The following is a 19,997-nucleotide window of genomic DNA, read 5'->3' on the forward strand; positions in this document are numbered from 1 at the left end:
TATCAAATCCGCCTTTCGACACGATTTTTGCCTTTCTCATCCTAAACAAAAAAGGCTTGTCAGGCCTTTTTTACTAACTAATATTCATCACCATATCGATATCTTCTGTTTTTTGCTGCAAAGCACGCTTCACAGGTTGGAAATGAGTGATCCCACGGCAGTTTTTTGCCACAGTTTTTGCACTTTTTTACGAACTTTTTAATATCTGTTTTCAGGCGATCTTGAACTTTATCGCTGACCTCTTCTCTCAGTCGTTCCCAATAGATGGCTGTAGTTCCCTCTCCTAATCGATATAAAAATAAAAGATGGAGACCGATTGCCTTGTAACTTAATTCTAATTCCTCCAAGCTGCGTTCCTTCACAATCGGTTCAGGGAGTTCACGTCCCTGGATAATTGCATACATGGTATCTTCCCATTGCCTGGTTAAGATCGGCTCATTTTTTGAAAACGGCAGATGTAAAAAACCATAAAGGTCCGTTAAAGAGAGCCTTGCTTCAATTTCCGTCCCTGCGATTATTTGATAAAGCGACTTTTCCTCTGCCAGCGATGCCTTCTTCGTCCCTTTAGGACTTTCAAATTTCCCCCAAAGTTCAAAAAAGGTACCTAAATCGTGATAATAGCGTTGAAAGCGTTCAAAAACGGAATTGGTTGGTGCAATCGCAAAGGTATGCACTGGTTCATCTTCCCGCAAAAGCAAGTTCCGCATTTTTCTGATATCACTCGTAAATGCCACTTTCCCAATATTATAAATGCCCTTTCGCCCAGCGCGGCCAGCAATTTGCTTCACTTCTTGTGAAGTCAGCAATCGGCGTCGTGTTCCATCAAACTTATCATTTTCTAAAAAAACAATCCGGCGAATTGGCAGGTTTAAACCCATACCTATCGCATCTGTTGCAACAATAACTTTTGTCTTGCCAGAATTAAATTGCTGAATCTGCTTTTTCCTTGTTTCTGGAGGCATACTCCCGTAGATCATACTGACGGTATGGCCGTCATTTTGCAGTCTTGAGGCCGTTTCAAGCACGCGCCGACGTGAAAAACAAATCAACGCATCTCCTTTTTTAACGTGTTTAATATGAAATTCTTTTGTTTCTACCTCGAGTGGGGTATCGCGTGTGTATTCATGTATCTCAATATTTGATTCACCCAAAAGCTGCAACAGCATCGTTTTTGAATTCCTGCTTCCAATGATATGTACCTCTTCTGCATTGGCTTTCGTAATTGCCTTATACCAGGAAAAACCACGGTCTTTGTCGGTAATCATTTGCGCTTCATCTATTACCACTACCTCATAGAACTCTTTTTCATGAAACATTTCCACGGTGCAGGATGTATGATTAGCCCCGTGGGTCACTTTTTCTTCTTCACCCGTTTTTAAAGAACACGGCGTCCCCTCAGCGTTTAACTTATCATAAACTTCAAGGGCCAAAAGGCGAAGCGGAGCTAAATATAAGCCGGTATAGGCTTCTTTCATCCTTTCAAGGGCATGATGTGTTTTTCCTGTATTAGTTTCACCGATATGAAGGACATAGCGGATCTGTCGCTGGAGCGAAGGGTCGTATTCGGTTGCAAATATGTCCTTCATCATCCGCTCTTCTGCTTCTCTTTTTCGCTTTAGTTCTTCTTCAGCTTCCTTTTGTTTCCGCTCGCGCTCTTGGAGGTCTTTTTCAAAAATTTCCTTGTGCAGCTTTTCCTCAAAGGGAATTTCAGCCAATCTGATTAAATCTGCAAGGTATTCAGCTTGAATATCCTCAATAAAATATCCCTCAACATCATAAAGCACCTGTGCAATACTGCCTTTTACAAAAGAAGCCGATAGTTTTTCATGAAAGGTTTGAAAGAAATCAGCCTTCAGTTGATCTGGTAACTGCTCTAAAACTTTTTCCGGAATAAGGTCGGACAGAAAATCACCAATTAAGCTTTCATAAACAAAGAAATAGGTTTGATATTCATATAAACTTCTGCCCCAGTTCATCGTTTTATGAATATCACCAGTTAGTTCTTCAAAAAAGCTGGCAACCGTGGTGTAGGCCGAGGAATTAAAATGACCTTCATCAATTAATTTTTCTTCTAACGCAAAGGTATCGACAGATTGGAATTTCACGTTATTTTGTAAATCTGCCACTAGTTGTTTTGCCACGAAGTAACGTAATGATAAATAGAACCCTTCATATTGTTCTTCTAAAATCGCAACTGCGTTATCCTCAATTTCACTTCTAATGAGTTGCTTTTGTTCTTCCAGTTGTTTTTGTTCTTCGCGCTTGATAAAATTGTCCTTCGCATCCTGATACAGTTTCTGCCACACATCTGGTTTTCCTGAAAATGTTTCCTTAATCCATCCCATCGCATCAAATGGTTGATACATGCGCATTTCATCTCTAAACAATTTGTTGATCAATTTACGGTCGATTCCCTGTACCTCAAAGCCTTTTTCACTTAATAATTGCTTTTTTTCATTCCGCGGGACATCATTCGTCGATTTATTGAGCCAAACATTAATCCAAATTTGTTCGACATAATCCTTGCGGTCAGTTAGATATTGTTCAAAGGAAGGCAGTGTTTCCTTCGTTTCGAAATAATGGTTAATATCTTCATATATTTTCATTTTTGTATGTTCAATCGCTTGAGGGTATATGGTCGTTAATTTGTTCATCAAATTCCCTCCTTTTCTAAAAAGTGGTTACTATATATATAATAACACAAAAATAAAAACCGAACGAATATTCGGTTCTATAACTGATGTTCATTGCAATATTGATCCACTAAGTCTTCGATTTGGTCCAATTCAGGAAACTTTCCTGAAAACTGAAATTTAATTTCTTCAATAAAGTTTTCTTGATGGTACACATGTATTGCTCCATTCTGTTGAATGACACTAAATTCTGGTACAAATCGATATCCGCTGCGTTCAATTGCCCCCATTGGTATGAGTCCCCTTTTTCTGTTTTTTATAGTATAAGCAGAATATAGCCTACTAATCCCATATAGGTTCGCAATACCATCGGGAAAATAAAAAGGATGGTGCACTTTGCACACATCCCTTTCCTTGTTTTATGCTGTTGTATATACTTCTGCTTTGTTTAATTCATGGCGGATCGTGGCCTGTGCTGCTGCCAATCGTGCTAGTGGGACACGGTATGGCGAACAGCTGACGTAATCTAAGCCCATTTTGTAACAGAAATCAATGGATGTCTTTTCTCCGCCATGTTCACCGCATATTCCTGTTTTTAAGGAAGGCTTTGTTCCACGGCCCAACTTGACGCCTGTTTCCACAAGCTTTCCTACACCCTCTTGATCGAGAACCGCAAATGGATTTTCCGGAAGAACTTTATTTTCGATATAAGCTTGCAAGAACTTTCCTTCGGCATCATCACGGCTGTAGCCGAATGTTGTCTGCGTTAAATCATTGGTACCAAAGGAGAAGAAATCTGCTTCCTCGGCAATCTTATCAGCAGTCAAAGCGGCACGAGGAATTTCAATCATGGTTCCGATTGTGTACTCGAAGTTCTTTCCTGTTTCTTCTTGCACGAGTATTGCCGAATCAATTACTAATTTACGCATATCCTTTAACTCATTCACATGACCAACCAAAGGAATCATAATTTCCGGCTGTACATCAATACCTTTGTCTAAGAGCGTTGCCGCTGCATAGAAAATGGCTTTCGCTTGCATTTCATAAATCTCTGGATAAATCATTCCCAGACGGCAGCCACGGTGGCCAAGCATCGGGTTAAACTCATCTAATTGACGAACTTTTTTCAGCAACTGCTCTTTCGCTTTTAATTCTGGTGATTGAGGATCTAAGATTTGAAGTTTCGTCACTTCCACCAACAAATCCTCTTTATTTGGTAAAAATTCATGCAACGGCGGATCTAGTAACCGAATAGTGACAGGTAATCCTTTCATTTCTTCAAAGATTCCTTCAAAATCTCCTTGCTGCATTGGTAAAAGCTGATTTAACGCTTCCATTCTCTCATTATAATTTTCAGCAAGAATCATTTTTTGGACAATTGGAATCCTTTTCAAGTCCATAAACATATGTTCCGTACGGCATAATCCAATTCCACCTGCTCCGAATTCGAATGCCTTTCTTGCATCTTCAGGATTATCTGCATTGGCACGGACCCCTAGTTTACGCTCTTGGTCTGCCCATGCTAGCAACAACTGGAATTCATCCGATAGTTCTGGGTCAATCATTGGAATTTCTCCCAGCATTACTTCACCAGTGGAGCCATCAATCGTAATGATATCTCCATAACTAACGACTTGATCGCCAATCGTAAACTGTTTAGCCTTTAAGTCAATCTTTAAGGCTTCGCAACCGCAGATACAGGCTTTCCCCATTCCGCGTGCAACAACGGCAGCGTGGCTCGTCATTCCTCCTCGGCTTGTCAAGATAGCTTGAGATGCAACGATACCGTGGATATCATCTGGTGTTGTTTCGGGACGAACAAGGATTACTTTTTTACCATCAATGCTTAATTGCTCCGCTTCATCTGCATCAAAAACAACTTGACCAGTCGCTGCTCCAGGTGAAGCCGGTAAGCCTTTCGCTACCACCGTTTTCTGAAATTTATCGTCAATCCGGCGATGTAAGAGTTGATTAAGTTGGTCAGGGTCGACACGAAGCAAGGCGGTCTTTTTATCGATGATTCCTTCCTCGACCATTTCCACTGCAATGCGGATAGCCGCCTGTGCGGTCCTTTTACCATGACGAGTTTGCAGGATAAAAAGCTTGCCGCGTTCAACCGTGAACTCGATGTCCTGCATTTCTTCATAATGGGACTCGAGTTTCTTACAAGTTTCAGTGAATTGCTTGTATACTCCAGGCATCTCGTCTTTTAATGTTGCGATCGGCTGTGGAGTACGAATCCCTGCAACCACATCTTCTCCCTGGGCGTTAATTAAGTATTCACCATAAAGGACATGCTCACCAGTCGAAGGGTTTCTAGTAAAGGCCACACCAGTGCCTGAATCATTACCCATATTTCCGAACACCATACTTTGAATGTTTACGGCTGTTCCTAAATGGTCCGCAATTTTATTCAGGCGGCGGTAGACAATCGCCCGCTGATTATTCCAAGAATTAAACACAGCATGAATAGCAAGGAATAATTGCTCTTTTGGATCTTGTGGGAAATTCTTTCTAGTATGTTTTTTGACGATTTCTTTATAGCCAATAATGACTTCTTTCCAGTCTTCCGCACTCATTTCCGGGTCAGAAGAATAGCCTTTTTCTTCACGAATCTCTTCTAATAATTGTTCGAAAAAGTAGGTATCAATATTAAGGACGACATTACTAAACATTTGAATGAAGCGGCGGTAAGAATCATAGGCAAAACGCGGATTATTCGTTAAGTTTGCCATTCCTACCACGGTTTCATCATTCATCCCTAGGTTCAAAATGGTATCCATCATACCAGGCATGGAGAAAACAGAACCAGATCGTACAGAAACTAGTAAAGGATTCTCCGGATCGCCGAGCTTTTTCCCCATTTTCTCCTCAAGACGCGCGAGGGCTTCTAACGTTTGAACTTCAACAATGGTAGGAATCGTTTTGCTAGCTTCATAGAATGCATTGCATGCCTGTGTAGAGATCGTAAAACCATAAGGCACCGGCAGTCCAATTCGCGTCATTTCCGCTAGGTTCGCACCTTTCCCCCCGAGCAAACCTTTCATATTGCCATTTCCTTCATGAAATAAATAAACGAATTTCTCCATATTATAAACCCCTCTCCTTTTTTAACACGTCTAAGATTAAACCTGCTGTTTCTTCTACGGCTTTATTTGAGACATCAATGACTGGACAGCCAACACGCTTCATTACTTTTTCAGCATGATCAAGCTCTTCAAGTATTCGCTTAAAGCTAGCATAGTTCGCCTGTGAGGCTAACCCCATTGCTTTTAGACGTTCTTTGCGAATTTCATTCAACTTATCTGGTGAAATAATTAATCCAATACAATTTTTGCGCGGTATATTGAACAATTCTTCTGGAGGTGCCACCTCTGGTACTAGCGGTACATTAGCCACTTTAAAGCGTTTGTGAGCTAAGTACATAGACAAGGGAGTTTTCGATGTACGTGACACACCAATTAGTACAATATCAGCCTTTGTAATCCCTCTTGGATCACGGCCGTCATCATATTTGACAGCAAATTCGATGGCTTCAATTTTCCGGAAATATTCCTCATCTAATTTTCTCATTAAACCTGGACGATGGTGCGGCTGTTTATGGAAGCTCGTTTCAAACGCATTCATTAATGGACTCAATAGATCAACTGCCAAAATTCCTTCTTCTTCGGCACGGTGATCTAAATAATTTTTTAATGCCGGTACAACGATTGTATAGGCTATAATAGAAGGGCTTTTTTTCGCCAATAAAATCATATCCTCAATATCTTCGAAGTCATCCACATAGGAATTCCGCCGAATTTCAACCTGCCCGCCATTAAACTGTGTTGCTACTGCTTTGACAACAAACTCAGCGGTTTCTCCTACTGAATCGGATACAACATAGACTACTTCTTTATGTACCAAAAGACAGCCACTCTCCTTCGCTTCATTTATTTTCCATCATTTCTAAATATGCTCGTGTAATCGTTGTTTTAGTGATCCGGCCAAGAAGTAAATATGTATTTTTTTGGCCATCTACTTCTTTTACAACTGGTAAGGAGTCAATGTGATTATGAATCATCTTTTTAGCTGCCTCGAGCAAGGTTTCTTCAGGATTAATCGTCATAATATTTGGCATTCTCGTCATGATCACACTAACAGGCAATTCATGGAGATTTTGATTTCCTAGTGATGCTCTGAGCAAATCCTTTCGAGATACAACCCCAGCTAAATGGCCTTTAGAATCAACAATATAGAGTGTTCCAACATCCTCTAGGAATAGTTGAACAATTGAATCATAGACGGAAGTAGATTTTTCAACCACGATCGGAAGGGCCTTATAATCTGTTACCTTTTGATGGATGAATTTCTTCGCTTGTTGCTTTGATTCATAGCTTTCATTAAAAAAATAACCCACCCGAGGCCTTGCTTCTAAGTTTCCAGACATCGTTAATATAGCGAGGTCGGGTCTTAATGCAGCTCTTGTTAATGAAAGTTTCTCTGCGATGTCTTTCCCTGTGATCGGTCCATTTTGTTTAACAATCTCAAGGATTTCGTCCTGGCGTTTAGATAATTTAATCATTACCACCCCCTTAATCACATTAAATACGTTATATTCATTAGGTTTATTATAAATGTGTTATACTTATTTGTATATAGTATATTACATTAGGACGAAAATCGAAACAATAAGTTTTATTTTTTTTAACAAAATAACAAAGTTTAATTTTTCAAAAAAAATCTCGCCGCATTCGACGAGATTCTGTAAACTATGTTTGACAAATAGGGCAATAAAAGGTTTTCCTTGATGATATTTTTTCCATTTTGATAATAGACCCGCATCTATTACATTTTTCACCCTCACGATGATACACCTGATACAACGCATTAAACCCTCCTGTTAATTTATCATCCTTAAAGAGCGGATTATCCATGTAACCGCCATGTTGGATGCCTTTTTGGAGGATTGTTTTTATCGATTGATACAATTTCTTTCGAACCGTTCGTTTTGGCTTATCTGCTTCAGTCCCATAATATATCCAACCTCCAAGCATTAAATGGAGTAAAAGAGTTTGACCATTTTGCAAGTGAAAAAGTAAATGCTTTCCCCTTCTGTTGATATCAATTATTTTTTGATGGTGACACGTTTTAATAAATAGGACAGGGTTTAAATTGATTGACTTTTCTCGATTTATTTGTACTTCTGTTATCGTTTGACCTGCAATTTTTTGATTTAATAGGATTTTATAGTTTTCCATCTCAGGAAGCTCTGGCATCAAATGACTCCTTTCATATTAAGTATGTGTTTAATACAATTCCCCATTTAGTAAAAAAGAAGCCTCTTAGTTATAAAGAAAATCCTGCCCTAGTAAAAAAAAAGAGCAACCCCGCGGGATGCTCTACTAATTAGTACTCATGCATATTTCAAATTTTTCGAATGTTTATCATCAATTTTCGTCTCAATTCTTTCGATTGCTTTAAAATCACTTTCTATTTCCTGTTTATTATCCTTCACTAATTCCTTAAAGCTAAGATTACGTTTTCTCATTCATTCCTCCACCTTTCTTTGTTTCTATTATACCCAAATCAGAAACCTCAGAATCATCACAAATATTACAATTGTTTGAACATTAGTAACCTTTTAAATATTTATTATGATAAAAACAAAAAAGATCAATGCTTTGAACATTACAAAGCATTGACCTATAAGGACTATAACTTTTATTGATACCGATAATCGAGGGACCAATAGGCCTTTCTCTATCAGTTTCTACCTAACTGTGCAAAACCTTATTCATACTTCCACTCTTATAGCCAATGAGATCCATCGTAACATAGGTGTATCCAAATTCTTGAAGTTTTACTGTAATTTCATGATGATGTTCCAATAAACGTTGCATCTCATGCGGTTCTACTTCAATTCTAGCAATCTCACCATGGGTACGTACCCTTAATTGCCGAATTCCAAAAGCTCGAATAGCTTGTTCTGATTTATCTATTTTTTTCAGTTTTTCTATGGTAATATGCTCTCCATAAGCTATCCTTGACGATAGGCAAGCAAAGGAAGGCTTATCCCATGTTGGTAGACCCATTTGTTGTGATAGCTCACGAATTTCACTTTTATATAGATCAGCTTCCTGGAGCGGGCCCCTTACATTATATTCTCTCGCTGCCTTTGTACCTGGCCTATGCTCCCCAAGATCATCTGCGATAAGGCCGAAAGCAACATTATTGTAATTATGTTCTTTCATAATCGGTACAAGATGCTCGAACAAGCTTTTTTTACAAAAATAGCATCGGTTTGATGTGTTCTCAGAATAACCTGGAATATTTAATTCCGATGTCTGAATCACTTCATATCTTGCTCCAAGCTGTTCGGCGAGATGAATTGCTTCTTGCAATTCATCAAACGGATATGTTTCACTATCAGCTGTAACAGCCAATACATTTTCCCGTCCTAGAGTGTCGAGTGAAGCCTTCAATAAAAACGTACTATCTACGCCGCCCGAAAAGGCGATGACTACTGTTTTCATTTCCCTTAAAATTTCTTGAAGTTTGTTATATTTCAATTCTAGCATCCTATCACCCTCTTCAAATGTTTTGGGAACATTTCAACTGTTTGTCTAATCGACTCAACTAATCTTTTTCAAAGGATATAATTTTCATTTCTACGCCTCCAAATTTAAATAAGGTTCTCCCCCAAACATTGAGGAGAACCAATCATGCTTAACCTTTTACGAAAACAGTTTTTATAGAAGTAAAGAACTCTATAGCCGCCTGCCCCTGTTCACGTGAGTGTGAGCTTGATTGCTTCATTCCTCCAAATGGAGCCTGAAGCTCAACACCGGCTGTTTCAGCATTTACCCTTACAAGGCCTGCTTCAATATCATTGATGAATGCAAGGATATTTGAAATATCTTTTGTATAAATAGAAGCACTTAAGCCGTATTCTGTATCATTAGCCAATTCAATCGCTTCTTCAAAAGAATTGACCCGGATTAAGGCTAGTACAGGACCGAAAATTTCTTCCCTGGCAATGGCCATATTATTGTTAACATTATCAAAAATAGTTGGCTCAACATAAAAACCATTTTCAAGGCCATTACCTGTTACTTTGTTTCCTCCAAATAAAAGTTCCGCACCTTCTGCCTTTCCTTTTTCAATATATGAAAGAACTGTATTTAACTGGCTTTCACTAGCACAAGGACCCATCCAGGATTCACTTTCGAGTCCATGGCCAACCTTAATCTCTTTCACTTTGGAAACTAGTTTTTCCCTAAAAGTTTCATAGACTTCATTGTCGACAAAAACCCTGCTGGTTGCCGTACATTTCTGCCCAGTAGATTTTAGACCGCCACTAATGGTTCCTTCGACAGCCAAATCCAAATCTGCATCCTTAGAAATGATAACAGGGTTCTTCCCGCCCATTTCAAGCTGATATTTTGCACCTCTTGCAAAAGCTGCAGCACCGACTCTTTTTCCTGTATAGTCTGAACCGGTAAATGTAACCCCGTTTACATCCGGATGTTCAACAAGGCCTTGCCCAATCACGGAGCCTGAACCAGTTACAAAATTAACAACACCAGCCGGGAACCCTGCTTCATGGAAGCATTCAATTACCTTAGCAGCTGTAACTGCAGTTTCTGTAGCCGGTTTTATAACAATAGTGTTTCCATATATCAAGGCCGGCGCCATTTTCCAAATTGGAATGGCAACAGGGAAATTCCATGGGGAAATGACCCCAACGACACCAAGCGGCGTCCTTGTTGTAAACATGAGAGCTTCATTATCAGAAGAAGGGATGACATCCCCGATTTTTCTCATTCCTTCGCCAGCATAGTAACGGAGAATAGCAATACCTCTCGCTGTTTCCCCTTTGGCCTCGGGCAATGTTTTTCCCATTTCGCGTGTCATTGTTTCTGCAATTTCATCTAAACGACTTTCAAGGACATTGGCTGCTTTGTAAAGGAAATCGCCTCTTGCAGCACCAGAAAGCTTGCGCCAGTTAGTTTTGGCACTCTTTGCTGCAGCAACAGCCTGATCAAGGTCTTCTTTTCCAGAAAGGTATACATAACCCACAATTTCATTCCTGTCTGCTGGATTGACGCTTTTTACTGTCTTATTTTCTATAGAAGAAACCCATTCTCCATTAATATAGTTTTTATATGTTTTGGCTTGTGTTTGTGTAGTCATTTGGTTCTCCTTCTTATTTGAAATAGATTAAAAAGTAGGGCCAATTCGCCAAATTCCAAAATCATGCTGTTTTAAAATTTCAGCTTTGGTCAGTTTTCCTGAGCTCACTTGGCCAATTTCTTGAAAGATTCTTTTGCCGACTTCATCGACGGATTCTTCGCCATCAATGATGGTTCCAGCATTCATATCAATGTTTTCACTCATCTTATTAAAAATAGGTGTATTCGTAGAAATCTTAATAACTGGAACAATAGGAGATCCGGTTGGTGTCCCTCTTCCGCTTGTAAAAAGAACAACCTGGGCTCCGCCAGCAGCCATCCCTGTCAATTGTTCAATATCGTGGCCCGGGGTATCCATCCATACAAGCCCCTTTTGAGTAGGCGTCTGGGCGTAATCAACGATTTCGGTTAAAGGGCTGGTGCCGGATTTCGCTGAAGCACCAAGGGACTTTTCTTCCAGGGAACTTAATCCGCCCTCTATATTACCCGGGCTTGGGTTTCCTGTTCGAATGTCGACACCCATTAAAATTGCTCTTTTTTCCATCATGTCAATGATTTCATAAGCTCGTTTTGCTACTCTGTCATTCGTTGCCCGTTTGGCCAACAGATGCTCGGCACCGATAAGTTCAGTTGTTTCAGCAAGAATTGCCGTCCCTCCTGCCTCGACAATCATATCGCTTACAACGCCAACTGCAGGGTTTGCTGAAATTCCTGAACAAGCATCCGAACCCCCGCATTCCGTACCTATAGTCAGTTCGCTGAAATAGCAAACCTCCCGCATTTGTGCAGAAGCTTCCTGGACCATTCTAGCCGCCGCTTTGGATCCTTCTGCAATGGCCATCAATGTTCCACCGCTATCTTGAATGGAAATAACTTCTACAGGCTTGCCGCTTTTGGCTATTTCTCCTGCAACACTTCTTGCCTGGTGTGTTTCACACCCTAAGCCAAGCACTACTACCCCATAGACATTTGGGTTAAGCCCCATACCAACATATGTCCTGAAAGTTTGTTCATAATCAACTCCCACCTGTGCACAACCATGCTGGTGAATAAAACTGACTGTTCCATGGACAAGCTGGGTAATCTGGTGTGCAGCCTGAGTCGCACAAGTAATCGTTGGCAAAATTAATACATGATTCCTGACCCCTACTTTACCATCAGGCCTTCTGTATCCCATGAAGGTTAAGTTTTGATCAAGTGGCAACCTTATCTCCCCTTCCCCTTATCCCTTCCAGGTTATGAACATGAACATGTTCACCCGCAAGGATTTTTTTAGTGGCGAGACCGATAACTTCGCCGTATTTTAATATTTCTTCTCCCTGCTCCATATCAATCACTGCAAACTTGTGGCCAAATTTTATTTCTTCTGAAATCATTACTTTAAATGTTTTGTCCTGGCACGTTACTTCCACTTCCGAATCGGGTGGGATGGCCATTAAAGCAATGGCCACCTTATCGATTGGTTTCATCATTACCGTTTTTAAATTGCTTGCCATGATTACACCACCAAACACAGAATAAGTAGAATTGTAAGTTTACTTCGCTTCCCTCGTAAAATACCACTTATTCTATTATTTTACAGCCTCTTTACTTCGCTGCTGTTCTTTTACTGGATTGGACAGTACACCAATAGTTGATACTTCAATTTCAATTTGGTCATTGTCTTGAAGAGTGAACTCATTTGGAGGAACAATGCATGTTCCTGTCATAAGAACCGTTCCATCAAAAATGTCATTATCTTTTTCAAGGAAAGAAACGAGTTCGTCGAATTTTCTCTTTAACTGTGATGTATTGGCTGTTCCTTCAACAACCAATTTATTATTTCTATAAATACGGCAAGTTATTTGAAAATTATATGGATCATCGACTGTTTCAGCCAGGCGGATTGCAGGCCCAACCGAACAGGAATGTTTCCAGATTTTCGCCTGAGGCAAATAAAGAGGATTTTCCCCTTCAATATCGCGGCTGCTCATATCATTGCCAGCAGTATAACCGACAATTTTACCTGACTTTGAAATGACCAAAGCTACTTCAGGTTCTGGAATTTGCCAATTGGAATCACTTCTTAAGTACACAGGCGTGTTTGGCCCGACTGTCCTTGCAGCCGTAGATTTAAAAAAGATTTCTGGCCTTTCTGCATCATAGACTTTGTCATAACAAGTTTCGACATCGACTTTTCCACCCGTAGCTTCATAGTTTCTTGCATCCCTGCTTTTCTCATATGTTACGCCGGAGGCCCAAACTTCAGGAGCTTCAATAGGTACGATAAGTTGAAGATCTTCGACCCTTTCTTTAAGCGCGGTAACGCCGGAAATGGAAGTTTCAACAAGTTTTAGTGTTGAAATTCCAGATTTTTCAGCTAAATTAACCAACTCCATAAAATCCTTAAAAGGAATTGGGTAAACCTCTTCCTGATCGGTTAAGGCCGCAAGTACAATTTGTGAATTATTGTCAAGGAAACGAATGATTCTCATTTTAAAACCCTCCTGTTTTATATTATAAAACCACGTTTTACTTTCATGTCATACTCTGCCCTTTTGAGCAGAATTATTTAAACGGGTAGAAAGAGATTTTATCTCCTCACTTCTACTCCCTGTTTTGGAACTCCCAGGCCAATGGCTCCTTTTTTAGAGGTTCTCAAATGCGGTGCATATCGTTTGATCATATCTAACCCGATCTTCGCTCTTCTTAACCGTTCTCTTGAAAGAGCAACTGCAGTCTTTTCAAGATGTGTGCCTGAAGGGTAAATATTTGGTGCATTCTTCAGCCCGAATTTAATATAAACAGGGGCTGCAACACGGATGATTTCAGGAATTTCATAGTGCCTGATAAAACCGCCGATATCATCCGGAACTTCTACATAAATATCAATAGGGATATCAATTGCCTGCCTGATTGCAGCGAGACGGGCAAGAGTTAAATCAGTAGGAACATTGAAAGTAGAAGCTCCAATATCTTCCATCAACTTAATGGATACAGGGTTCGCCTGCCCCATTTGTACGGAAATTTTAACAACAAGGTCCTCAGGAAGCTCTCCTTTTTTCTTAAACTCATTTACCAGCCAAAGCAATCCTTCATCAGCAACCAGTATGCTTCTGATTCCAAAATCACAGGCCCTCTTAATATCCTCAATAGAATATACGAGCTGGTCCATACTTTCGACCCTGAGCCCGATCACCTTACCAGCGCTTGCCCAGGACATCGGTGTAACATCCCAAGTCCCTCTTGGACCGACAAATAAACTAACTTCAAGGTTGTTATCCTGTCCTAGTTCAGCCATTTCTTTCAACTCGTCATCTGTTAAGAGCATGATTCCGCTTCCCTGTGAAATTCTGTGAATTTCTACATCATAATCCTGGGATGCTTGAATGACTTCCCTGAAGGCAGCAGGTCCCTCGACACTTGGAATTTCGATTCTATATTGAGCCCCATCTGGAAAAGTTTTCTGTGAATCTGGCAGGCTGTTAAGATCTCCACTTGGGAATCCAAGACTTTCAATGAACTTTCGTGTTTTTTCCATAGTTACTCTCTCCCATCGATATACTTTTCTTATGCCAATTCTTCCTTTACAGGGAATAGGACGTCATTTTTATAATCAAAAACAGCATCTTCCGCTACAGCAAGTGGTACTACACCGTTTGCTGCATCCGTATGCCCTGCCATCCTATTGCTTGCTGCTACAAGTCTCTGACGCTCGCGAATATTAAGAAGCCTCTGCTCTCCAAGCGCCTGTCTTGCATTCTTTGTATCTTCAAAATTGAAAGATAATCTTCCATTCTGGAATTCTGTTTCATCCAAAAACTCTATTTTCTTGCTTCGGAGTTCAAGATAAAGAACATCGCCAGTTTGCAAATAAAGGATACCTCCGCCATTCTTGGCTTCTGGCGTCATATGCCCGATAGCTGCGCCATATGTAACACCAGAATATCTTCCATCACTTATAAGAGTTGCAATTCGTTTAAGTTTTCTGTTGGCATTAATATGCTGCATAGGTGTAAACATTTCAGGCATACCAAACGCTTCCGGCCCTTGCCCGGACACAATAATCGATATTTTCAAAGTGCCCTCCTCAACCATCTTTTCAAATAGCTGATCATATTCCAGCGCCTTATATTTATCGTACTTTTCAAGGGCATTTTGCTTTAGCATTGCAAGCATAGAATCATAGCTGAATTCTTTGTTTTTCTTAATCTTATCCAATAGATTTTCATCCAACAGGCTTTCATTGGCAGTTTCTTCATTATCATAGAAAAGAACGAATGATGCTTTTTTGTCGAAAGTATCGAGTTGATCTGTTGTCATCCCGCTAATTTTTACCACAGCACTCTCAAAAAAATTGCCTTTAATGACATCAACTCCGCTAAACAGCCTTCTTGGCTTTGATAAAATGATTGGATTCTCTTTTACTCCTAAAGCGGACAATTTATGCTTTTCTGATAGCCTTTCTGCCCAGGTTGAGCCTGTAACAGTTGGCGCATCCAAATTCATGGGAACGCCATTTTGAATAAGTTCATAGAACAAAGTCTCCATCCCTTTGATTTGGCCGCTGCAGCATTGCATCGCAAGGGCAAAAATGTCCCGCCCTTCGGTAAGGCTGTAATTGAACAAATCTGGAATAGGAATTTCGTGGTGTATCTGGTCGTAATCCCATAAATCAAATTTATAGCCGCCATAAAGCATCCCAGCAACTATATGCATCATTAAGTTCGTGGAACCTCCTGAAGCACTGTGAATTCTAATCGCGTTCTTTATATTGGCTGCCATGATGTTGGCAACACCAAATATAGGATTATTTATCATAAGCGCAAGTGAGTCAACCGCTTGGTTTACTTCAAACTGCGTAGGCGGAGCAGTCAAAAGCTCCAATGCCGGGTGGACAAGCCCCATTCCAGCAACAAGATGCCTTGAACTGTTTCCGGTCCCATTGAATGCACACACACCGCCTTGGCCATCGCAAGTTGCAACTGCAAGCCTTTTCTCATAATCTTCATGCTGCTCTTTGGAAATAATGCCTCTTTCCCTTGCTCTCTCTAATACTCCCTGAAATGCCGTGTTAGAAGAACATTGGAGTATGTACGCTAATGCATCCCTTAAATCATAGGCAATATCCTCTGCGCCGGAAGCTTCTGCATTTCCCGCCACTTCTTCAAGTTCTGCAAAAAGATTATCAGGAATAGTGCCTCCTTTTAGAACATGGGCAGGTGCAAAAGTCGCAATAAATGGCGCTTCATTTCGATGTCTTCTAATTCGGTCCAGATGTGCAAGTGCTGAAACAACACCCAGAGGCTGCTTATCACATCCCTGAATAACAAATGCTCCATGGTAGCTGTGCGCTTCCATCTGGTTTACGACCATTTGGGCAACGGCATTTCTGCTCTGAAGGGAATAACTCATCCCCTGGTTGCTTTGTGCAGTACCATCACACATAACAGGGGTTGAAAACTGGAATGGAACACCGCCGTTTTGCCAAATACGAATGGCAGCCCTGGCAACCGTCTGAAAATCCATGATATGCGCAGGATGGTCAGGAGACCCGCCAATTATGGCAATACGCGGAGCATTGTTATGAAGCCTGTCATAAATTTCTTCAAGTGTCCAGTCCGGCTTGACCCCTTTCATTTCTGTACTAAGGATTTGCTTGGAACGATCCAATAAACCCGCAACACAAATAGGTTCATTTGCCTTGCCCTGGACGTTATCCCGATAAGGATTTACCTTATTTTCAATATTAGGGTACTTTACTGTCATGATTGATCCTCCTTTTACCTAAAGCAAAACTGCTTTTTAATATACTTGCTCCGCAGTCTTTGACGAAAAGTTCATTTCTATAGGCTCAGATAGTATCTCAATAAATTCATTCTGTTTTGCTTCTTCAAGCAGGGATTCTGAGATCCATATTTCATGAATATCAAGTGTATTTTTTATTCTTACGACCCGGGCTTTGCTTAAGTCAAAGGCGTTGCACGTTTTGATGGCTGCCTTTACAGCCAGTTCCTCGTTCTCTAAAATCATTGGAAGCTTCACCACATCAATCACGGTACTTGTTAAGGCGTTCGCATATCCTTTTTCCAAAGCTGTTTCATCAAGAACTTTTTTAGTGGACATATCAGCCATTCCAATTCCATTTGCATTCCCGTGTGTCTTTTTTGTTAAGCCCAAAACAGCGATCCTTGTTACCTTCGGTCCGCCGCTTGCATAAGGCGTTGCATATCTTCCAGTAATATTTGGATCCATGCCATCGCCGGAAATATCTTTTCCAATTTCATTAACAACTAGAACATCAATTGGATCAAACATAATTCTTGGCATCAGCGATTTGGCTTCCAGCAATAATGAGGGTTCTTTTGTAAAAATTTCTTCAGAAGGTATGGCGACTATTTTCGCCGGCCGATCATAGGCATTCTCCAACGTCCCAAGCCCAAAAATAATAGGAACCCTGGCAATTGCAATTTCAGCCATTTTTACAACATGCTCGGCCATATATTTAAAGCTGTACGCATGGGCCGCCTCCGCACCTTTTTGTTTTCCCAGGCCAATCGTAATCATCTTCATCAAGCCGCTTTCAACAGGCCCCCGAAAGGCAGTATGTGGTTTAATCCTGTTAATAACAATTACCTTATCAGCCTCATAAGCATGTTTATCGATATAGATTGGAAGGCCATTTTCAAGCCTTCCAATCTCTACGACCTCCATACTGGATTTGACAGGGGCCCCTGTTGTTCCTTCCGTTACTCCCAGCTGCTCAAGCACATCCTTCTGGCCTTCAGCTGTGGCTCCGCCATGGCTGCCCATTGCAGGTACGATAAAAGGATTTCCTCCGGCTTTTTTTACCGCATTTGCCGTTTCCCTTACCAAAATTGGCAGGTCTGCTACGCCCCTTGATCCTACTGCAATCGCTACAAGATCTCCAGGTTTGATCCGGGCCATTACCTTTGCCTCGGCAATTGCTTCTCGGACTGCTTCTTCCACATTTTCTATTTCAGGAGCATGAAATTTTTGCCTGACTTTTACCATCTTAGGAATCGGAATTCCCCGCAAGAGCTCATTAATAATTTCCATTTCCCATCATCTCCCGGGATCATTTAAACTATTTTCGTACCTTATCAATTTCTGCATTTAGCTCATCAACCAAGTCTTTTCCGAACTTTTCTGCAAACTTTTCTGTTACTGGTGCAATGATTTCTTTCATTTTCGCTTTTTCTTCATCAGAAACCTCATTAACCTTCATGCCATCAGCTTTAAGATCTTCAACTGCCTTCTTATCTTCTTCGCGGCTTAATTGGCGCTGATATTTTCCAGCTTCAATAGCTGAATCCTTCAGGATTTTTTGCTCTTCTTTAGAAAGACCATCCCAGAACTTCTTGCTAACAAGGAAAACAAACGGAGTGTAAACATGCTTTGTAAGGCTTAAATAATCCTGAACTTCATTGAATTTATTTGACTTAATAGTTGCAAGCGGATTTTCCTGTCCATCAACAGTTTTGCTCTCCAAGGCTGTAAATACTTCGGAGAACGCCATTGGAGTAGGGTTCGCACCAAGATCCTTGAAAGCGGCAAGGTGGACTTCGTTTTGCATCGTTCTAACTTTCAAGCCTTTAAAATCTTCCGCTGTTTTAACGGGGTGTTTACTGTTTGTCAACTGGCGGAAACCATTTTCCCAGTATCCCAGTCCAATAAGCCCATGCTCCGGAAGTTTATCAAGAAGCTTTTGGCCGACAGGACCATCTAGAACCGCATCTGCCTCTTCACCATTATTAAATAGGAATGGGAAGTCAAAAATTCCATATTCCTTGATCATTCCTACAAGAGGAGAAGTGGATGGAATGGTAATTTCCTGCAGTCCTCCTTGAAGTGCTTCAGTCATTTTTTGGTCATCACCCAGAGTTGCAGCGTAGAAAGGCTTAACTTTTAATTTTCCTCCGCTCTTCTCTGATACAATTTCAGCAAATTTTTTCAATCCAAGCCCTTCTGGATGATCTTCATTTAATCCAATACCTGCTTTGATAGTTCTTTCCTGGATACTGCTTGATTTTCCTTCACCATTAGTACTGCTGCTAGTTGAGCTTGAACCACATGCACTTAACAGGAGCAAACTTGGCAGGATTAGTCCCACACCGATTTTCTTAATCAAAGATTTCATTTTTTATCCCCCTTTTATTTAACCAGTTGGCCATATCTTTCTAATGAAACGCCTTCTTCCAGTCTTGAATGCATTTTTACCTCTTTGTTTACAAGATATTTCGGATACTCGCCGTGAATAAGGACATCAACAACACCCATTGCTGCCTTCAAACGCATTTCTTTTTCTGCTTCTTCTGAATACCATGCTACATGTGGTGTAACGATAACATTTTCCATCGATAGGAAAGGATGGTTATGGATAATTGGTTCTTCTTCAAGAACATCCAATGCTGCACCGGAAACTTTTCCGTTTTGCAATGCCTCAATAAGTGCCTGCTCGTCAATGACCGGACCTCTTGCTGTATTGACAATCAATGGAGCTTTTTTCATCCTTGCAAAATGCTCCTTGCCTATCATTCCTTTAGTACTTGGTGTAAGCGGGGCATGTACCGAAATAACATCTGATTGTTCAGCAAGAGTTTCCAGAGATACCAGAGTAACACCTTTTTTCTTTGCTTCTTCGGCAGGAAAGTATGGATCCGCTGCTATAACATTAAAGCCTAGGGGTATTACTTTTTCAGCCAGTGCTTGTGGAATCTTGCCAAACCCAACCAGTCCAAGAGTTTGGCCTCTAAATCGTTGAATAGGCTTTGTCACTTTAAAATCCCAATTTCCATTTTTCACTTGGTTGCTTGCCAACACAATTTTCCTCGTCCAGGAAAGGATAAGGGCTAATGCATGATCTGAAACTTCATCCATGCAATAATCGGGTACATTTGCTACACAAATCCCCTTTTTCGTAACCGCTTTCAAATCTATTGTATTTACACCCACTCCATACCTGGTAATAACCTGACATTTTTCAAGAGATTCTATTACTCTTTTACTTAAAGGTGCATATTGATTAATGATACCGTCAGCATCTTTGCAAGCACTTATTACTTCTTCCTCAGTACGGCACTGGGCACCGACCAATTCAATTTCACTATGCCCTTCAAAAACCTGCTCTTCATAGCAAAGGTCATCATATTCCCAATCGGTAATGACTACTTTAAATTTACCCATATCC

General features: G+C 40.6%; 17 protein-coding genes. All 17 read right to left on the reverse strand.

The window, feature by feature from the left end; translation table 11 throughout:
- Nucleotides 1-77: 77 nt before the first annotated feature.
- Nucleotides 78-2,654, reverse strand: coding sequence for a DEAD/DEAH box helicase (locus M3610_RS24050; protein ID WP_251463159.1), 2,577 nt, complete (start codon nt 2,652-2,654; stop codon nt 78-80).
- Nucleotides 2,655-2,731: 77 nt separating this feature from the next.
- Nucleotides 2,732-2,923 carry a YbxH family protein gene (locus M3610_RS24055; protein ID WP_251463160.1) on the reverse strand — a complete coding sequence of 64 codons (192 nt, stop codon included), beginning with the start codon at nt 2,921-2,923 and terminating at the stop codon, nt 2,732-2,734.
- Between the two features lie 129 nt (nt 2,924-3,052).
- The gene (gene ppdK, locus M3610_RS24060) at nt 3,053-5,722 is read right to left on the reverse strand and encodes a pyruvate, phosphate dikinase (protein ID WP_251463161.1); all 2,670 of its coding nucleotides are present in this window, start codon (nt 5,720-5,722) and stop codon (nt 3,053-3,055) included.
- A 1-nt stretch (nt 5,723) separates the two neighbouring features.
- Complete coding sequence (locus M3610_RS24065) at nt 5,724-6,539, reverse strand: pyruvate, water dikinase regulatory protein (RefSeq protein ID WP_251463162.1); 816 nt, start codon at nt 6,537-6,539, stop codon at nt 5,724-5,726.
- A 22-nt stretch (nt 6,540-6,561) separates the two neighbouring features.
- Nucleotides 6,562-7,197 (reverse strand): transcriptional regulator CcpN, encoded by a 636-nt coding sequence (gene ccpN, locus M3610_RS24070; protein ID WP_285851470.1) that lies wholly within the window; start codon nt 7,195-7,197, stop codon nt 6,562-6,564.
- A gap of 187 nt (nt 7,198-7,384) precedes the next feature.
- Complete coding sequence (locus tag M3610_RS24075; protein WP_251463164.1) at nt 7,385-7,891, reverse strand: DNA-formamidopyrimidine glycosylase family protein; 507 nt, start codon at nt 7,889-7,891, stop codon at nt 7,385-7,387.
- A 137-nt stretch (nt 7,892-8,028) separates the two neighbouring features.
- Nucleotides 8,029-8,163, reverse strand: coding sequence for an FbpB family small basic protein (locus M3610_RS24080; protein ID WP_098573813.1), 135 nt, complete (start codon nt 8,161-8,163; stop codon nt 8,029-8,031).
- A gap of 226 nt (nt 8,164-8,389) precedes the next feature.
- Nucleotides 8,390-9,193: an ATP-dependent sacrificial sulfur transferase LarE gene (gene larE / locus M3610_RS24085; RefSeq protein ID WP_251463165.1), complete on the reverse strand. Its 804-nt coding sequence runs from the start codon at nt 9,191-9,193 to the stop codon at nt 8,390-8,392.
- A 148-nt stretch (nt 9,194-9,341) separates the two neighbouring features.
- A complete protein-coding gene (gene gucD, locus M3610_RS24090; protein ID WP_251463166.1) occupies nt 9,342-10,808 on the reverse strand; it encodes an alpha-ketoglutaric semialdehyde dehydrogenase GucD in 1,467 nt (488 codons plus the stop codon).
- Nucleotides 10,809-10,835: 27 nt separating this feature from the next.
- The gene (locus tag M3610_RS24095) at nt 10,836-11,984 is read right to left on the reverse strand and encodes a UxaA family hydrolase (RefSeq protein ID WP_251463180.1); all 1,149 of its coding nucleotides are present in this window, start codon (nt 11,982-11,984) and stop codon (nt 10,836-10,838) included.
- 16 nt (nt 11,985-12,000) lie between these two features.
- The gene (locus M3610_RS24100; protein WP_251463167.1) at nt 12,001-12,303 is read right to left on the reverse strand and encodes a UxaA family hydrolase; all 303 of its coding nucleotides are present in this window, start codon (nt 12,301-12,303) and stop codon (nt 12,001-12,003) included.
- 75 nt (nt 12,304-12,378) lie between these two features.
- Nucleotides 12,379-13,281 carry a fumarylacetoacetate hydrolase family protein gene (locus M3610_RS24105; RefSeq protein WP_251463168.1) on the reverse strand — a complete coding sequence of 301 codons (903 nt, stop codon included), beginning with the start codon at nt 13,279-13,281 and terminating at the stop codon, nt 12,379-12,381.
- Nucleotides 13,282-13,379: 98 nt separating this feature from the next.
- On the reverse strand, nt 13,380-14,327 hold the full coding sequence (locus tag M3610_RS24110) for a U32 family peptidase (RefSeq protein WP_251463169.1): 948 nt from the start codon (nt 14,325-14,327) through the stop codon (nt 13,380-13,382).
- Nucleotides 14,328-14,356: 29 nt separating this feature from the next.
- Nucleotides 14,357-16,555, reverse strand: coding sequence for a dihydroxy-acid dehydratase domain-containing protein (locus M3610_RS24115; protein WP_251463170.1), 2,199 nt, complete (start codon nt 16,553-16,555; stop codon nt 14,357-14,359).
- Nucleotides 16,556-16,591: 36 nt separating this feature from the next.
- Nucleotides 16,592-17,866 (reverse strand): nickel pincer cofactor-dependent isomerase, group 22, encoded by a 1,275-nt coding sequence (locus tag M3610_RS24120; RefSeq protein ID WP_251463171.1) that lies wholly within the window; start codon nt 17,864-17,866, stop codon nt 16,592-16,594.
- A 28-nt stretch (nt 17,867-17,894) separates the two neighbouring features.
- On the reverse strand, nt 17,895-18,947 hold the full coding sequence (locus M3610_RS24125) for a TRAP transporter substrate-binding protein (protein WP_251463172.1): 1,053 nt from the start codon (nt 18,945-18,947) through the stop codon (nt 17,895-17,897).
- A 14-nt stretch (nt 18,948-18,961) separates the two neighbouring features.
- On the reverse strand, nt 18,962-19,993 hold the full coding sequence (locus tag M3610_RS24130) for a C-terminal binding protein (RefSeq protein WP_251463173.1): 1,032 nt from the start codon (nt 19,991-19,993) through the stop codon (nt 18,962-18,964).
- Nucleotides 19,994-19,997 lie beyond the last annotated feature (4 nt).

The organism is Neobacillus sp. MER 74 (assembly GCF_023714155.1).

Excerpts from the sequence above, each read along its gene's own strand:
- ppdK (WP_251463161.1), bottom strand. The coding sequence starts at position 5,722 with ATGGAGAAATTCGTTTATTTATTTCATGAAGGAAATGGCAATATGAAA.
- M3610_RS24130 (WP_251463173.1), bottom strand. The coding sequence starts at position 19,993 with ATGGGTAAATTTAAAGTAGTCATTACCGATTGGGAATATGATGACCTT.
- M3610_RS24110 (WP_251463169.1), bottom strand. The coding sequence starts at position 14,327 with ATGGAAAAAACACGAAAGTTCATTGAAAGTCTTGGATTCCCAAGTGGA.
- M3610_RS24100 (WP_251463167.1), bottom strand. The coding sequence starts at position 12,303 with ATGGCAAGCAATTTAAAAACGGTAATGATGAAACCAATCGATAAGGTG.
- ccpN (WP_285851470.1), bottom strand. The coding sequence starts at position 7,197 with ATGATTAAATTATCTAAACGCCAGGACGAAATCCTTGAGATTGTTAAA.
- M3610_RS24050 (WP_251463159.1), bottom strand. The coding sequence starts at position 2,654 with ATGAACAAATTAACGACCATATACCCTCAAGCGATTGAACATACAAAA.
- M3610_RS24055 (WP_251463160.1), bottom strand. The coding sequence starts at position 2,923 with ATGGGGGCAATTGAACGCAGCGGATATCGATTTGTACCAGAATTTAGT.
- gucD (WP_251463166.1), bottom strand. The coding sequence starts at position 10,808 with ATGACTACACAAACACAAGCCAAAACATATAAAAACTATATTAATGGA.
- M3610_RS24080 (WP_098573813.1), bottom strand. The coding sequence starts at position 8,163 with ATGAGAAAACGTAATCTTAGCTTTAAGGAATTAGTGAAGGATAATAAA.
- M3610_RS24125 (WP_251463172.1), bottom strand. The coding sequence starts at position 18,947 with ATGAAATCTTTGATTAAGAAAATCGGTGTGGGACTAATCCTGCCAAGT.
- M3610_RS24075 (WP_251463164.1), bottom strand. The coding sequence starts at position 7,891 with ATGCCAGAGCTTCCTGAGATGGAAAACTATAAAATCCTATTAAATCAA.
- M3610_RS24115 (WP_251463170.1), bottom strand. The coding sequence starts at position 16,555 with ATGACAGTAAAGTACCCTAATATTGAAAATAAGGTAAATCCTTATCGG.
- M3610_RS24105 (WP_251463168.1), bottom strand. The coding sequence starts at position 13,281 with ATGAGAATCATTCGTTTCCTTGACAATAATTCACAAATTGTACTTGCG.
- M3610_RS24095 (WP_251463180.1), bottom strand. The coding sequence starts at position 11,984 with ATGGGATACAGAAGGCCTGATGGTAAAGTAGGGGTCAGGAATCATGTA.
- M3610_RS24120 (WP_251463171.1), bottom strand. The coding sequence starts at position 17,866 with ATGGAAATTATTAATGAGCTCTTGCGGGGAATTCCGATTCCTAAGATG.
- larE (WP_251463165.1), bottom strand. The coding sequence starts at position 9,193 with ATGCTAGAATTGAAATATAACAAACTTCAAGAAATTTTAAGGGAAATG.